Genomic DNA, 14,077 nt, shown 5'->3' with positions numbered 1-14,077 from the left:
CAAAAGCCTCGGCGTCACCGTCACGCGCGTCATGACCGACAACGGCAGTTGCTATCAGTCCTTCGCCTTCCGCGACGCTTGCCGGGACCTGGGTATCAAGCACATCCGCACCAAGCCATATACGCCGAGAACAAATGGCAAGGCCGAGCGCTTCATTCAGACAGCGCTTCGGGAATGGGCCTATGCCCGAGCCTATCCGACCTCAGATCGGCGCGCCCAGGAGCTGCCAATCTGGCTGCATCAATACAACTGGCACCGACCCCATGGGGGTATAAAATCTCAATCAGCCGACTCGGTCTAACCGAGGACAACCTCTTGAGGCTCCACACCTAGGTCTCTACCCGAATAAGGGAAGCCACTTCCCGATCCCGCGGATTTTCGCTTGCTGCAAGGCCGGCAGCAACGCCGGTGCGGTCGGCGGCGGGACGGTTCTGGCTCATCTTGCGTTTGCCTTCGAACCGGCTGACGGGAATGCGCACACCGACGATCCCGCGCAGCTGCGCGGCGATGAAATCGGCAGGCGCCTCGCCGACAGCCCAGGGATTGGTACGCGGCGCCTCGTGCAGGTTCGTCAGCCGCGTGACCACCTCGAGCAGACGTTCGCTCTCCTCGAAGAACTCAACCGGGCCATAGGCGTGGACTGCGATGTAATTCCACGTCGGCACCACCTTTCCGGTTTCCTGCTTGGTGGCGTACCAGGAGGGCGTCACATAGGCTTGCGGACCCATGAAAATCGCGAGAGCTGCGCCGATGGGCGCGGCACACCATTGCGGATTGGCCCTCGCCAAGTGCCCGTACAGCACGCCGCGCTCGCCTTCGGTCTCATCCAGGAAGAGCGGCAGCGGTGTCGCGACCGGCCCCTCCGCAGTGGCCGTCACCAGATTGGCGAGGCGGGCGGAGCGGATAGTGGCGCGGATGCTCTCGATATCGTCGTCCCTGAAGGCAGGGGGCACATACATGGCGTTTCTCCGTTGTCGGCCGAGAGATGCCCCCAAACTGGTAGGCTGGAAACTGCCAGTTATCGAAGATTTTGGTGGTCCAGTTGCCGCGACCTGCGCCGATTTGCGGCGCGCATCGAGCGCAGCTGATCCACCACTTGGGCCAGGAGCTCACAGCCCCGCTCGATCTGGCGGGCCTCCAGCGCGGCATAGCCCATGACGAGGCCGACGACATCCGGCCGATGCTGGCGAGCCTGGCGCCGCTGATCGAACAGGGACGAAACGGGGTAGATGCCGACGCCTTTGGCGAGGGCAGCTTCGATCAATGTCGCTTCCGACGTTGCGGGCAGATCACGAAACCAGACCACGACATGCAAGCCGGCCGCGGCGCCATCGATCCGGATCCGGTCGCCAAATCGGCGGTGCAAGGCATCGAGCAGAGCCTGCCTGCGCTCGCCGTTGCGCCGTCGGACGCGTCTGACGTGGCTGTCATAGACGCCGGTCTCGATCATCGTTGCGAGCGCGTCCTGCTCGGCCAGCGGCGTGTGCCTGTCCATGATCTGCTTGGCTGCGGCGAATACCGACTGAAGCTCTGGAGGTACGACAAGATAGCCGATCCGCAGCGTGGGCGAGAGCGTCTTGGATACCGTCCCGAGATAGATGACGTTCTCGCTGCCTTCGAGAGCGTGCAGTGGGGGAACAGGCTTGATGTCATAACGGTGCTCGCTGTCGTAATCGTCCTCGATCACGTAGGCGTCGAACTTTCGCGCCCAGGTGAGCAATTGGTGCCGACGCCCGATCGGCATGACGCCGCCGAGCGGATACTGATGCGATGGCGTCACGTAAGCGAGTCGTGCTTCGGAATTTGCAAGCTGCCCGGTATCCAGTCCGTCCACGTCGACTGGAATTGGGATCGCGAGCGCCCCCGTGGCCGAGAAGACGTGACGCGCCATCAGGTAGCCGGGATCTTCAATCACGAACCGATCGCCGCGGTCGAGCAGGAGGCGCGCGCACAGATCGAGCCCTTGCTGCGAACCGTTCACGACGATGATTTGATCGACCTCGCAGCGGACGGTCCGCGTGCGCCAGAGATAGGCTTGCAGTGCCGTCCGCAGCCGCCGTGAGCCGGATGGATCATCGTAGCTCAGTTTTGTAGGCCTCCGCGTCATCGCGGCGACCACCGCTCTTTTCCACGCGAGCACGGGAAAGTCCGCTGGCGAGAGATCACCGTAGCGAAAGTTTGCAATGAGGTTGCGAGATTGTTCGCGCGGACGCGGCGCGACTTGGCTCAATCGCTGACCGTACGCCGACAGGCGTGCCTTCCGCGACGACGGGCGTGACTTGGTGTCGGGGGCCGGCGCTTCGGCAACAGCCTTTGCGACGCGTGGCCTTGCCCCATGTCGAACGTCGATGAAGCCTTCCGCAGCGAGTTGCTCGTAAGCGACGGTCACTGTCGAACGCGATACGCCGAGTTCGCCGGCGAGCGCGCGCGAGGACGGTAGCAGACCATCGGTGCCATACACGCGTTTCAGGATCTGGTCCCTGAGCGTTTCGTAGATCTGCCGAGCGCCCATTTTCCGGCCCCGCTTCTGAGAAGACGCCTTGATCTGGACCATTGAAAATTCACAAAACCGGCTATTTGGCGATGCCAGTCTGCGGCCATCCGATCCCAATGCCAAGCGGTTCCGATGCACGACGGAGCTGCGGGAGCTCTCATCGCTTCCGGGGGCCCCAAAAAAGATTGCGGCCAGCCATTGGGGGATGGCTGGCCGCGCGCGAACCGGTCTGGGACGGGGAGGGGTGGGGATGTGACCGGGTCGCGTAACTCGTTCCTTGCTAACTACTGATCCTTGGCGCTGGCGGTGGAGACCGCCGGCTTGGTATCGCCGAGCGAGACCCAGACGTTGGGATCGCTCTGCGACTGGCGCTTGACGAAGCGGTAGCCGGTCTCGGTCCAGGCGACGACATTCTCGTTCTGATTGTCGAGAATGAACTCGCCCTTGTCGGTCTTGACCGTCAGCACCGCGTGTCCTTCACCCTTCTTGTCACGCACGACGGTGATCAGCAGGGCCTCGCGGGGCCATCCGGCATCGATCAGCATCTTGCGCTTCAACAGCACATAGTCCTCGCAGTCGCCGTAGCCGTCGGTCGGCAACGACCACTTCTCGATCACGCCCCAGTGCTCCATGTCGGTCAAAGGCTTGACGGTCTCGTTGACCCAGCGATTGACCTTGAGCAGATCGCGCCATGCCGTCTGCGACATCACGATGTCGCGCGGCTGCGACGGACCGCCCTGGCATTGGGCAGCATTGTCGGCACAGAACTCGACCCAGCCGATCGGCGCACGCGTGTTGTCGCCGAGGCTCGCGTAGAGCAGGCGGCCTTCGCCGGCCTGCACCGTCGCACTGATCCCGAAGAGCATGGCGGCAATCGCCAGCCCTTTCCCCTGTCCCCTGAAGTCGAACATCGTGGCCCCCGTTTCTTGTTGGGACCACAATTCGCACGAAGCTTTTGCGTTGCCGCTAAGTGAGCCAAGTCAAGTCGAGACGAATACAAGTAAAACGAGCGCTGAATTCGATTTATACTTGAGTAGAGTTCGACTAAAATTTGAGAATACTGCAATTGAATAAAATTGTAGGCATTAACGCGCGAGCCTCGGGGAACTCAGCGTTTTCGCGCCGCGCGGCGGCCCGCGTTAACCGGCAGGCGCTTGCGCGCGAGATACGAAAAAGGCGGCGTCCGCGTTGCGGAGGCCGCCTTTTCGGCTCAATTGCTGGATTTTTCAGGCGGTTGCGCTTTACCGCGCGGTAACGCTCTCTTCGAGAGTCTCGACCGGCTGCTCGTGGACGAACTCGAGCGCGAAGCCGTCTTCGAGATTTCTGACCACGCGGCCCTGGACGCGGCCGAGCATGACCTGCGATTTCAGCGGCGGCCGGTTCTCTGCGGCAATGGCGGCGCCGGACAGCGACAGGTCGATGATCCGGCAGGTCATCTTGGTGCCGTCCTCGAGCGTGAGCACGGCGATCGGGTTGCGCGGCACGATACGGTCGTGGCGGCGATCCTCCGGCAGATTGAGGATGTCGCGGTTGGCGAGCCAGGTGAGCTGGGCGGCCAGCTTGTCGCGCTTGCGCGGCGTTGCCCCGATCGTCATGGCGAAGCCGTTGTCGATGATCCGGGTGATCTTGCCCTCGACGCGGCCGATATGGTCGAGATAGGCGACCACGCGGTCGCCGACATTGCCGATGCCGGGGGCGAGCAAAGCGAGGCCGCCCGGCGACATGTTGATCACCTGGCAGGGGAATTCACGGCGGTCCGGCAGCATATAGCGGCCGAGCAGATGTACTTTCACCCGCTGGAAACGCCGACGTTCCTCGGCGGCAGGAAGAAATTTTTTGTTCGCCAACGCCATTTTCACTACCCGACCCCCGGGCGGAGTCCCAGCGACCCTAAGGCGCACAGGGTTAACGCGCCGTTAGCGGGACGTGCGAGAGTTACGGATAGGTCAGGCGGGTTGTGGGCGGTTTTCTGCAATGCGCTCAAACAGCCACACCAGCAGCGGGCAGACGAGGACCACGAGCGCGCCGAGATCGAGCGCTGCGGCCGCACTTCCGGTCCAGCTCGCAAGGCGCCCCGCGATCACCGGTCCGAGCATCATGGCGGCATAGAACACGGTGAGGAAGATCCCCATGCCGATCGCGCGCGTTTGCGGTGCCAGCACCCGCGCCGGCAGGCTCATGATCGGGCCGGCCGGCTGGCCGGAGACGAGCCCAAGGGAAACGACGATCGTGATCACGGCGCTGGACCGCGTCAGCAGCGCCAGCAGCAAGGCGAGGAGGAAGCTGCCGACGACGACAAGGGTGAGCGGTCGCCGGGTTCGATCGGCGAGCACGCCGCCGAGTGGGACAGAGACCGCCGAGATCCACAGCGCGAGGCTGATCGCGGAGCCCGCCGCTGCCACGGTCCATCCGCGCTCGACCAGCAGCGACGGCCCGAACGACAGGATCATGGCAAAGCCTACGTTGAACAGGCCCCAGATCGCACCAGCGATCATCACCGCTGTCACCGTCTGCCGATCGAGGCGAGCGGACGCCGACGCCACTGTTCCGCTCGCTGGGGGCGGCCGGTAAAGGAGATCAGCACGATGCCGGCGGCGACGACCGCGCAGACGGCGAAGAACACGGCAGGCGCACCGCCCGCCGTGCCGATCGCAGGCAATGTCAACAGCGAGAGCGCGATCCCGGCCGGCCAGGAGTTGATGACGATGCCCATGGCGGTTGCGATTTCCTTGCCGGCGAACCAGTCCGTCGTCATCTTGGTGAGCTGCACGCTCAACAGCACGCCGCCGATCCCGGCAACAAGCCGTCCGGCGATCTGAGAGCTCCACCCATCCGTGAGCGCCATCGTCATGCTGCCGCTCATCATCAAGGCGAGCGCAGCGAGTGCCGTGGCCTTGTCGCCGAATCGCGCGCCGATCGCGCCGCCCGGCAGCGCCAGAAACACGCCCGGCGTGAAGTAGAGGCCGATCAGGAGTCCTATGTCCGCAAGGCCCACACCAAACGTCTTTTCCAGGAGGGGCGCGACCGCCGCCACGCTCTGAAATTGGAACGCCATGGTGAGGCGCACGAAAAACAGGATCGCAAGAACGCCCCAGCGATTGCGCAAGGTCTCACCTCCCGGTCTTGCCGAGCGTGCGGTGGCGAGACGTCAGTGTCAACCGACGGCTTCTGCGGCCAGCTATGCCTTCTTCGTCGTGCGGTGATGCAACAGGAGCAGCAGCGCGGCCAGGACAGCGGCCGAGAGGCCGAGCGACCAGTGGATGCCGATCGCGGCGCCGAACAGGCCGACGGTGATGCCGCTGAAGGCCCGCATCCCGAGCCCGGCCATGTTGAAGAGGCCGACGACGCGGCCGCGGATGTCGGCCGGCGCGTTGAGCTGCACCAGCGCCTGCGCCATGGTGTTGAACGACAGTTCGAAGAAGCCCGCGGCAAACAGCAGCACGATCGCCAGGGGATAGATCCGCACCGATGCGAAGGCGAGCAGCGAGACGCTCCACAGCATGGCCAGCGTGATCGCGGTCCGCGGTGTGCCCTTGAGCCGTCCCCACGATTCAAGCGCGATACCGGCGAGCAGCGCGCCAGCGGCGTCGGCCGCCAGAAGGACGCTGTAGGACACGCCGGGATCGCCATGGCCGAGATCGCCGGCAAAGCCCGGCATCTGCGCGTGGTAGGCGTTGCCGATCATGAAGGAGGTGAGCCCGGCCAGCCACGTCATCGCAGTCAGCACCGGCTGCGTACCGATGGAGCGGATCGTCAGCACGATATCGGCAAGGCCGCGGACGGCGAAGCGTCGCGCGGCGACGCTTTTGTCCCGCGCCGGCGCCCGGAACAGCCAGAGCAGCATGGGCAGGTAGAACAGCGTGTTGAAGATGATGCCGTGCGAGGTGCCCAGCGTCAGCATGATGACGCCGCCCACGGCAGGGCCGACCAGGATGCCGAGATAGCGCGCCATCGCGTTCAGCCGCACCGCGCTCGGCAGATCGGCAGGTCCGACGAGGTCGTAGAGCAGGAGCTGGTTCGGCGTCTGCCATAGGACGCCCGCGCAGCCATGGATGACCAGCAGCAGCATCGCGTGCCACATCTGGATCGTATCGGTGATGAAGAAGATACCCCAGCCGGTGGAGGCGACGATGAACAGCAGCATCCCGCACTGGATGATGCGCCGCGGATCGACGCGGTCGGCGAGGCTGCCGACCGCGACGGAGAACAGCAGGAACGGCAGCCAGTGCGACAGCACCGCAAAGCCCGCGAGCGCCGGCGAGTGGAATTTCTGGAACACCACCCAATAGCTGATCACGTGCTCGATATTGTCGGCCATCATGGCCAGTACGTAGGCCGCGAACTGCGCGCGATAGGGTCGCGACTGCATCGCTGCGAACGAGCTCGGTGCGGCCGCCGGTTTCGTCGACGTGTGGATGTTCAATCGATGACCTGGGTAAGAACTCGGCCGGCTCGGGGTTACGCCCTGACGTCGTTCGTGGTTGGCATCACGCCCGACCTCACATAGGCTCGGCCGCAGCCCGCGACATTCAACACAAGACGGGCAGTGAGGAAATAGCCATGGAGTCAATCCGCGTATGCACACACGCTGGGCCGGGCGCTGAACCCGTCATCCGCACAGTGCCGTGGCCGAAGGTCGGGAGGAAGGCGGCGCTGATCAAGGTCGGCGCCTGCGGCGTCTGCGGCACCGACCTCCACATTCTCAGGGGACATTGGCCGAAACCGCTGCCCTGGCCATTCACGCTCGGACACGAGCTCGGCGGCGTCATCGTCGAATGCGGTGACGAGTTCACCGAAGATTTCATGAGCAAGCCGCTTCACGTCGGATCGAAGGTGATGATCCCGCCGCTGATGCCCTGCGGCCGCTGCTACTACTGCATCCATTATCCGGCAACGGCCAACAAGTGCCTGACGCCGGTCTATTACGGCCGCTATCTCGGTTTCGACAAGGCGCCTCATCTGTGGGGCGGCTGGGCCGAATATGTCTATGTCGATCTCGACATGCTGCCGGGCACCAAGATCTACAAGCTGCCCGACGACATGTCGCTGCGGCTGGGCGCGCTGTCCGAGCCGCTGACGTCCTGCATCCGCGCCTTCAACCGCGCGAGTCGCGCCGGCGGCTTCACCTGGGGCGACACGGTCGTGATCCAGGGTTCGGGTCCGATCGGCATTCTTGCGGTCGCGGCTGCACGGGAGATGGGGGCGGGGCGCGTGATCTGCGTCGGCGCGCCGGAAGAGCCGCGGCTGAAGCTCGCGCGTGAGTTCGGTGCGGAGGCGACGGTCAATATCGAGGCGCTGAAGATGCCGCAGGATCGCATCAAGGCCGTGCGCGACATCGTCGGCGGTTTCGGCGCCGATCTCGTGATGGACTGCTCGGGCCATCCCTCCGCCGGCCCCGAAGGCATCGAGATGCTGCGCGACGGTGGCACCTATGTCGAGATGGGCCAGTTCACCGATGCCGGATCGATCGAGACCTCATGGCACCGCATCTGCACCAAGGATCTCAACGTGCTCGGCTCCTGGGGATTTACCGGCAACGATCTGCCGCTCGGCGTCGACATGCTCTACCGCACGGCCGGCAAATATCCGTGGCTGAAGATGCAGACGATCTATCCGTTCACGGAACAGGGCGTCGCGCAGGCGGTGGCGGATGCGATGGCGATGAAGACGGTGAAGTCGACCATCGTGCCGTGGCCGGAATTGGTAGAGTAGGGCAGGAGCGACCTGTCGCCCAAAAAGTTCCATCAGGAATCCGCGAGATATCCACGCTGAGGTGAAACTTAGGTCCGAGTTCCGGCTTTCACTTTGCGGGAGATGACTGTGAAGCGAATCCTGGAACCCGTTACTTACATCCTGGCCGCCGTCTACTTCCTGGTGGACGCGGTTTTCATGGCCGTGGCGAGGCCCATATCGCGCTGGCTGGGCCGGCATCTAGAATTCAAGCGGTTGCGCGCCTGGATCAGATCGCTGCCGCCTTATCCTTCGCTCGCCCTGTTTTCCGTGCCCGTGATCATCCTGGAGCCAGTCAAGCCCATCGCAGCCTACCTCGCCGCAACGGGCCAGATTGTCAGCGGCGCGGTGGCTTTCATCATCGGCGAACTGCTCAAGCTCGTGCTGGTCGAGCGTCTGTTCCATCTTACGCGTGACAAGCTGATGAGGATTCCGGCTTTCGCCTGGGCTTATGGGAAGTTCGCCGAGGTGAGGGCATGGCTGCAAGCAACCGAGGCGTGGCGGGTCGTCCGCGCCTTGAGCCGCGCGGCGCGGGACTATGTCGCGCAGGCCAAAGCAAGGCTGGTCGGCAGCTTCAGCAAGCTGGCGACCTTTCGGGATTAGCGTCAGATAGAACAATCTGCCGTTCAGGCGAGCTTGCGCGGGGCCGCGGTCGCCTTGTCACCGGTGTTCGGCGTGCCGGTCGGTTCCATCAGCAGAAGATGCACCTCTTCGCGCGCCACGGGCCGATGTTCGACGCCCTTCGGGACGATGTAGAGCTCGCCCGGCTTGAGCGTCACCGTGCGATCGCGCAATTCGATGTCGAGGCTGCCTTTCAGGACGAGAAAGAAATCATCGGTGTCATCGTGCTTGTTCACCTTCACCACCATTACGTCGCAGTCATTGAAGGTGGCGACAGTGCGCGGAGACCAGAATTCCTGGAATGTCGCGAGCTTGTCGGCAAGGGATATCTTGTCGGCCATAGGTCACCCGTGTTGCGTTGATTTCTTGCAGCCCAACAGGTTCGTTGACCTAGGTCAACATTCTCAGAACCGGAAGCATCCCAATCTGCCCCACCATCATCTTGCCAGCGGATCGGCATCACATTCGTCGAGCGAGCAACATGAGACTTCCGGCAGGGGTCGTCGCGGGAATGCTCTTACTCACTGGCACGGGGACGAGCCATGCCGTGGTTCGCATTACGAATGATCGAGGCGGGCAGATTGGCTACTATATCGAACGATACGAGAAATTGCGCGCCTCGCGTCAATCGGTCGTCATCGACGGCCTTTGCGCTTCCGCCTGTACGATCGTCCTTGCAACCATTGCTCCGGATAACATCTGCGTAACCTCCAGAGCGAGACTTGCCTTTCATGCTGCATGGGACTTCGGCAGGAACGGGCGCACATTCACAGATCGTGGGGCGACCCGGATGCTTTATTCGATGTATCCCTCGCCAATTCAACAGTGGCTCGATAGTCGCGGAGGTCTAACTCCCCGCACAGTTTTCCTCGAAGGCAAACGGCTACATGGGATGTATCGGGGGTGCGATCTTGGTTCCCGGCCATCCGCCACACGATGAGCGACGCGATTCCCTCTGTATCCTCCCTGTACCAAAGGCCGATGGCACAAAGTACACTTGCCGCACGTGGGGGTTGTGTTCTGAAATGACGACTCAATACCGGCAGGATTGAGTGATGGTGGAGAAGACACAGGATTTGCCCCCCGACATCGCAGAATTGTTTGCGGCTGCGGAAAAGCTGCCGTTGGGCAAAGAACGCGACAGCTTGCTTTGGAAGGCGCTGGAACTGGAAGCCAGATTGAACGTCGAGCGCTGGGTCGGTGCGCCCGGGCTGCGGTCGCCGCGCGGAACGGCAGGCAAGGACTGATTGGCTGCATTGCCATGTCCCTGCAGTTCCACCGTGCCGTCGAGCACATCGAAATATGGAGCGCGAGCAGCGACGGCTTTTCGTTCGTGATCAGCTTCGAAAGTCGCAATGGGACCGGCTTTCACGGAAGGCCCGGCTATGTCGCGTCATGGCGTCCAGTTTACCAGAATCGTGGCGCGATCAGGATTTTCGGCTCGCCGTTCCAGACATTCAATGAGGCCGAGGCTGCCTGCGATGCCATGCTGGACCAACTGACGAGTGAAAATTGAGCGCCTTTTGGGGGCCCGCCGACCAAGACGCGCGGGATTACTCCGCCTCATCCGGGCACAGGCGGCTATGTCGGCGCGAATTCTCACCAACCGGGTTTCACAACAATGACGCGCCGTTGCCGCATCCTGCACAAGATCAAATGCGGTCATTGCCAGGTCTAGGATCGTAGCGAGGGCTGGCGGATGTACCCAACCTCACAGGTCCGAAACGCCCCCGGAGTTCCAACTCCGGGGGCTTTTTCCTGGTCGGCCGGCTCGCCGAGTTGGAACGCAGAGCAACAGTTGGTTCCTTGTCAGGAACAGAGCCAAATAATGACCAAAGCCATCGGCAGACCCACACCCAAGGCTCCGACAATCATCAGCGCAAAAGCCGAAAGCAGGTTGGCCTCGGGCTGCATCTCACGCCCGCGCATTTCGTCTCCTCCATCGAGCCCCGCCCAATAGGATGAACGATCCCCACCAGGGACAAGGCTGGACGCGCATGGTTAAGAAAAAGTTAACACGCTCCCACAATGCACAACGGCGCTCCGTGCGGCAGCGTCTAAGCGCCGAATAAGACAGCTTCGCAAACACGTGGAGGCGGTGAGCCCTCTGGCGCCACCGCCGTCAACACGGGCATCTCACCAACAAACGTTCACCGGGACGACGCGCCATCCCCAGCCCGTCCAGACCCGACGCCATCTCGTACAGCTATCCCATCCGGCATAGCCCCAACCCGGAGCACCCCAGCCAGGCCCCCAGGCTGCCGCACTGGCGAGCCCTAAGCCGATGCCCACGCCCACAGCCGGTCCGCGCCAGCCCCAGCCGCCTCCACGCCACCCACCGCCCCAGCCGCCGCCGTGCCATCCTCCCCCTGCAAACCCGCCATGAAAGCCGCGTTGTGCGGAAGCTGTGCCCGGTGCGAGAGCAAGGATCGCAGCAACACCGAGCGCAAAAAGCGCCTTCTTGACCATGAGAACCTCCGTAGGTCGAGGAATTGCGCGAAGTAAACGGCTTACCGTCTCGTTGGTTGCAGTCCTGCCGTCAGTCCCGCGCTGGACCACGCGTATGGCGACCCGCGGCGTGCGCTACATTCCCGCGATCCCACGGCCAACGAGCTGCTGCTCGCTGCGGCCTGGCCGCGCGGCACCAGCGACCCCGTTTGCGACGAGATGCTGGCGATGATCAGGGCAGGGCTTGCGGCTTACGTGAATGAAGCGTGAGCTTGCGTCTGCGAAATTGATAGTATCGAAAGGCCTGCGTTGCGGTGACAGATTTGGATCAATTCGCGGCTGAGGGGTGGAACGAATTGATCTCGCATCCGGATATTCTGAGCGATCTCGCCGCCTTCCTCGTCGAGGCCAAGCGGCGCACCTATGCCGGTCTCGATGACGACGCGACCATCGCGGCGCCTCTGCTCGCCGGCTCGAAGCAGCTCGAGCATCGCGCACCGCCCTACGCCTATCGCGACATCTATTTCGGCATGGAGTTCTTCGTTAGCCAGGAGACCGTGTCGCGGGACGACAAGATCATCTGGTCGATGTGCTACAGCGGGGGTGCGCGCAGCGATGTCCGTGATCACGACACGCTGCTCCGGATCTACAAATTCCTGCGACAGGCGCTGCTTGGCGTTAGCGTCGAGTTGCCCTATCGGGGACCAACTGCATTCGCCGCTGACGGCATGACCTATCGTAACGAAGCCACGGGTTCGCTCGACCGCTTCCACGGCGTCGAGGTGATCGCGCAGGGTGGCGGAATCCTGTACGAGCTGCGCTACAGTGGCGGGTTGGTGAGATAATGTAGATAACGTAGGCCGGATGAGCGGAGCGACATCCGGGTACTCTTGGTTGAAGCTTTCCCGCATGTCGCTGCGCTCGTGCGGGAAACAGGAATAGCTTCAGTGAGCGAACAGACACCTCTACACCGCACGACATCGCCCTTCAGTGCCATCCGCGCGATTGACTACACCGTCATCTTCGTGCGCGACATGGTCGCCATGCGTCGCTTCTACCAGGATCTCCTCGGCTTTTCGTTGTTGCGCGAGCTCTCTCCCAACTGGATCGAGTATCGGGTCGGCGGCAACACGCTGGCCCTGGCGCGGCCAAGCCGAACCGCAGGCGATACGCCGACGCCGAGCGGCAGCGCATCGCTTCAATTGGCTTTTAAAGTGTCCGCGCCCGAGGTCGAGCTGTGCGCCGATGAGCTTGTGAGACAAGGAGTCGCGCTGCTCTCGCCGCCGACGGACCAGCCCTTTGGGCATCGCACGCTGTTCTTCCGTGACCCCGATGGTAATTTGCTCGAGGTGTTCGCGGAAATCTAGAAGTGCACCGGTACCCGTCTGGCTTGTCGCCGCTACGTGCGTCCGAGGTCAGTCTCCTCCGCCGCCGTCGCGCCCACCACCTTGGTGCCGTCGAGTTTCCGCAGGATCCGTTCGTCCGGACCGACGATACCCAGATCGAACTCCCGATCCGGCGTAACGAGAATCATCCGCTGGCCGACGATCACGACCACCGTCATGTCGTTCGTCTCACCCGCGACCGCCCATTCACGGATTTCGGCGGCGTAGGGATGCTTGCGCCAGGCGTTGGGAAAGCCCGGATCGCACCTGACCTCGAGGCCGTCTTCCGACGTTGTCAGGACGAGCTTTGACCTGCTCGGCTTCCATTGCTCGTCGAGGAGGTCATTGACGAGCCAGAGGCAGCTGAAGCTTTCGCATTCGGGCGGCCGTTCAGCGTAGATTGCCCAGCCGCGGCCGGGCCGGCAATGTGCGCACCATACATTCACGGGCTTGGACAGCGCCTCGATCGCCATCACCTTGCAGCAGAGCGTGCAGTCGCCGCACTGCCGTTTGATGGAGGAGGTCACGCGCGCGTTCCTGCAATATCCGGTTGCGCACAACTTACAGGAGGGGACGATGAAACGCTCCCACCTTGTCATGACCGAAAGTAAGCCGCCGCCGACCACACCGGCGGCGTCGTGTTCGGTCATGTCAGGTGAACTCAGCGGCCGCCACCGCCACCACCACCACCGCCGCCACCTCCGCCTCCGCCACCACCTCCGGCATTATTCATCGCGGAGTTGTAGCGGGAATCGGACTGCTTCATGTAGGTCGGGGACGTGTCGCGAGGAGGCGTCGGCAGACGCACGATGCGACGGCCTTCCGGGGTGACGGTCGGAAGAATTTCGCCACACCCCGCAAGGAAGAAGACGTCGCAGGTCGTAACGCGCTGGTGGAATGCGTTGGCGTTGGTCGTGGCCATCGCGGTCGTCACCGCGAAACTGATCAATGCAATTGCTGTCAATCTGGATTTCGTAAACATAAGAATTCTCCAGTCTTCGGTTCAGCGAAGCCCGGAACGGCCCGCTCAGCCGTTGGACGGGGGCTGATGAAGACCGGTTCGAGAGGCTACACGGCAACGTGAACGATCCGCGGCGGCAGCAGACCTGCACGCTGCGCCGCACTAAAGCGTGATGGCATTAGGTTCGATAGCCTGAATTTTCGAGGTAGTTCGCGCATTCTCCAGGGGTGAATGCCGTCAGAACTTCACCGATGGCGGCGCAGACCGTATCGACGGTTCGGGCGGCGGCCTTTCGGAGCAGATGTTTGAGCTTGGCAAAGACCTGTTCGATCGGGTTCAGGTCGGGCGAGTATTTTGGCAGGAAGAACAGTTTGGCGCCGGCGGAGCGAATGAGCTGGCGCACGAGCTTGCTTTTGTGGCTGCCGAGATTGTCCATGA

General features: G+C 62.8%; 17 protein-coding genes and 1 pseudogene. 7 read left to right on the top strand and 11 right to left on the bottom strand.

Annotation, left to right across the window (positions count from 1 at the left end; genetic code table 11):
* Positions 1-333 (top strand): annotated as a pseudogene (locus YUU_RS0144190) (integrase core domain-containing protein); the annotation flags it as partial.
* On the opposite strand, the gene YUU_RS0144185 reads toward YUU_RS0144190, so the two are convergent.
* The 7 genes from YUU_RS0144185 to YUU_RS0144160 form a co-directional block, all read right to left on the bottom strand.
* The gene (locus tag YUU_RS0144185; RefSeq protein WP_027527898.1) at positions 330-959 is read right to left on the bottom strand and encodes an FMN-binding negative transcriptional regulator; all 630 of its coding nucleotides are present in this window, start codon (positions 957-959) and stop codon (positions 330-332) included. The pseudogene YUU_RS0144190 and the gene YUU_RS0144185 sit on opposite strands and share 4 nt — an antisense overlap.
* Positions 960-1,018: 59 nt before the next feature.
* Positions 1,019-2,512: a PLP-dependent aminotransferase family protein gene (locus tag YUU_RS54225; protein ID WP_245288315.1), complete on the bottom strand. Its 1,494-nt coding sequence runs from the start codon at positions 2,510-2,512 to the stop codon at positions 1,019-1,021.
* Positions 2,513-2,778: 266 nt separating this feature from the next.
* Positions 2,779-3,405 (bottom strand): transglutaminase-like cysteine peptidase, encoded by a 627-nt coding sequence (locus YUU_RS0144175; protein WP_027527897.1) that lies wholly within the window; start codon positions 3,403-3,405, stop codon positions 2,779-2,781.
* A gap of 330 nt (positions 3,406-3,735) precedes the next feature.
* A complete protein-coding gene (locus YUU_RS0144170; protein ID WP_027527896.1) occupies positions 3,736-4,347 on the bottom strand; it encodes a PilZ domain-containing protein in 612 nt (203 codons plus the stop codon).
* 93 nt (positions 4,348-4,440) lie between these two features.
* Positions 4,441-4,989, bottom strand: a complete 549-nt coding sequence (locus tag YUU_RS62115) for an MFS transporter (protein ID WP_245288314.1) — start codon at positions 4,987-4,989, stop codon at positions 4,441-4,443.
* An 8-nt stretch (positions 4,990-4,997) separates the two neighbouring features.
* A complete protein-coding gene (locus YUU_RS62110) occupies positions 4,998-5,600 on the bottom strand; it encodes an MFS transporter (RefSeq protein WP_245288313.1) in 603 nt (200 codons plus the stop codon).
* A gap of 72 nt (positions 5,601-5,672) precedes the next feature.
* The gene (locus YUU_RS0144160; protein ID WP_371260597.1) at positions 5,673-6,917 is read right to left on the bottom strand and encodes an MFS transporter; all 1,245 of its coding nucleotides are present in this window, start codon (positions 6,915-6,917) and stop codon (positions 5,673-5,675) included.
* Between the two features lie 137 nt (positions 6,918-7,054).
* On the opposite strand from YUU_RS0144160, the gene YUU_RS0144155 reads away from it, so the two are divergent.
* Both YUU_RS0144155 and YUU_RS0144150 read left to right on the top strand, forming a co-directional pair.
* Positions 7,055-8,206, top strand: coding sequence for a zinc-binding dehydrogenase (locus YUU_RS0144155; protein ID WP_027527894.1), 1,152 nt, complete (start codon positions 7,055-7,057; stop codon positions 8,204-8,206).
* 108 nt (positions 8,207-8,314) lie between these two features.
* On the top strand, positions 8,315-8,827 hold the full coding sequence (locus YUU_RS0144150) for a hypothetical protein (RefSeq protein ID WP_027527893.1): 513 nt from the start codon (positions 8,315-8,317) through the stop codon (positions 8,825-8,827).
* Positions 8,828-8,850: 23 nt separating this feature from the next.
* On the opposite strand, the gene YUU_RS0144145 is transcribed toward YUU_RS0144150, so the two are convergent.
* Positions 8,851-9,186, bottom strand: coding sequence for a cupin domain-containing protein (locus YUU_RS0144145; RefSeq protein WP_027527892.1), 336 nt, complete (start codon positions 9,184-9,186; stop codon positions 8,851-8,853).
* A 714-nt stretch (positions 9,187-9,900) separates the two neighbouring features.
* Between YUU_RS0144145 and YUU_RS54215 the strand changes: the two genes are divergently transcribed.
* The 4 genes from YUU_RS54215 (at position 9,901) to YUU_RS0144115 (ending at position 12,660) form a co-directional block, all read left to right on the top strand.
* Complete coding sequence (locus YUU_RS54215; protein WP_035665056.1) at positions 9,901-10,092, top strand: hypothetical protein; 192 nt, start codon at positions 9,901-9,903, stop codon at positions 10,090-10,092.
* Positions 10,093-10,106: 14 nt separating this feature from the next.
* A complete protein-coding gene (locus YUU_RS0144135; RefSeq protein ID WP_027527891.1) occupies positions 10,107-10,361 on the top strand; it encodes a hypothetical protein in 255 nt (84 codons plus the stop codon).
* Between the two features lie 1,255 nt (positions 10,362-11,616).
* Complete coding sequence (locus YUU_RS0144120; protein WP_245288312.1) at positions 11,617-12,138, top strand: DUF5680 domain-containing protein; 522 nt, start codon at positions 11,617-11,619, stop codon at positions 12,136-12,138.
* Between the two features lie 102 nt (positions 12,139-12,240).
* On the top strand, positions 12,241-12,660 hold the full coding sequence (locus tag YUU_RS0144115; RefSeq protein ID WP_027527889.1) for a VOC family protein: 420 nt from the start codon (positions 12,241-12,243) through the stop codon (positions 12,658-12,660).
* Positions 12,661-12,692: 32 nt separating this feature from the next.
* Here YUU_RS0144115 and YUU_RS0144110 read toward each other — a convergent pair whose 3' ends face one another.
* From YUU_RS0144110 to YUU_RS0144100, 3 genes are all read right to left on the bottom strand, one after another.
* Entirely contained in the window at positions 12,693-13,205 is a 513-nt protein-coding gene (locus YUU_RS0144110) for a hypothetical protein (RefSeq protein ID WP_027527888.1), read from the bottom strand.
* Positions 13,206-13,339: 134 nt separating this feature from the next.
* Positions 13,340-13,642 (bottom strand): hypothetical protein, encoded by a 303-nt coding sequence (locus YUU_RS62100; protein WP_245288311.1) that lies wholly within the window; start codon positions 13,640-13,642, stop codon positions 13,340-13,342.
* A 175-nt stretch (positions 13,643-13,817) separates the two neighbouring features.
* Positions 13,818-14,077, bottom strand: a 260-nt coding sequence (locus tag YUU_RS0144100) for a transposase (RefSeq protein ID WP_027526895.1), incomplete at its 5' end; no start/stop codon positions are given.

Source organism: Bradyrhizobium sp. Ec3.3 (genome assembly GCF_000472925.1).
In the GTDB taxonomy this organism is placed as follows: domain Bacteria; phylum Pseudomonadota; class Alphaproteobacteria; order Rhizobiales; family Xanthobacteraceae; genus Bradyrhizobium.
The sequence above is the reverse complement of the archived record's forward strand: the minus strand, read 5'-3'. Positions and strand labels throughout refer to the sequence as shown.

What these genes read in the sequence shown, in the direction of transcription:
- YUU_RS0144175 (WP_027527897.1), bottom strand. Translation starts at nt 3,405, where the DNA reads ATGTTCGACTTCAGGGGACAGGGGAAAGGGCTGGCGATTGCCGCCATG.
- YUU_RS0144145 (WP_027527892.1), bottom strand. Translation starts at nt 9,186, where the DNA reads ATGGCCGACAAGATATCCCTTGCCGACAAGCTCGCGACATTCCAGGAA.
- YUU_RS54215 (WP_035665056.1), top strand. Translation starts at nt 9,901, where the DNA reads ATGGTGGAGAAGACACAGGATTTGCCCCCCGACATCGCAGAATTGTTT.
- YUU_RS0144135 (WP_027527891.1), top strand. Translation starts at nt 10,107, where the DNA reads ATGTCCCTGCAGTTCCACCGTGCCGTCGAGCACATCGAAATATGGAGC.
- YUU_RS0144155 (WP_027527894.1), top strand. Translation starts at nt 7,055, where the DNA reads ATGGAGTCAATCCGCGTATGCACACACGCTGGGCCGGGCGCTGAACCC.
- YUU_RS54225 (WP_245288315.1), bottom strand. Translation starts at nt 2,512, where the DNA reads ATGGGCGCTCGGCAGATCTACGAAACGCTCAGGGACCAGATCCTGAAA.
- YUU_RS0144170 (WP_027527896.1), bottom strand. Translation starts at nt 4,347, where the DNA reads ATGGCGTTGGCGAACAAAAAATTTCTTCCTGCCGCCGAGGAACGTCGG.
- YUU_RS62115 (WP_245288314.1), bottom strand. Translation starts at nt 4,989, where the DNA reads ATGATCGCTGGTGCGATCTGGGGCCTGTTCAACGTAGGCTTTGCCATG.
- YUU_RS0144185 (WP_027527898.1), bottom strand. Translation starts at nt 959, where the DNA reads ATGTATGTGCCCCCTGCCTTCAGGGACGACGATATCGAGAGCATCCGC.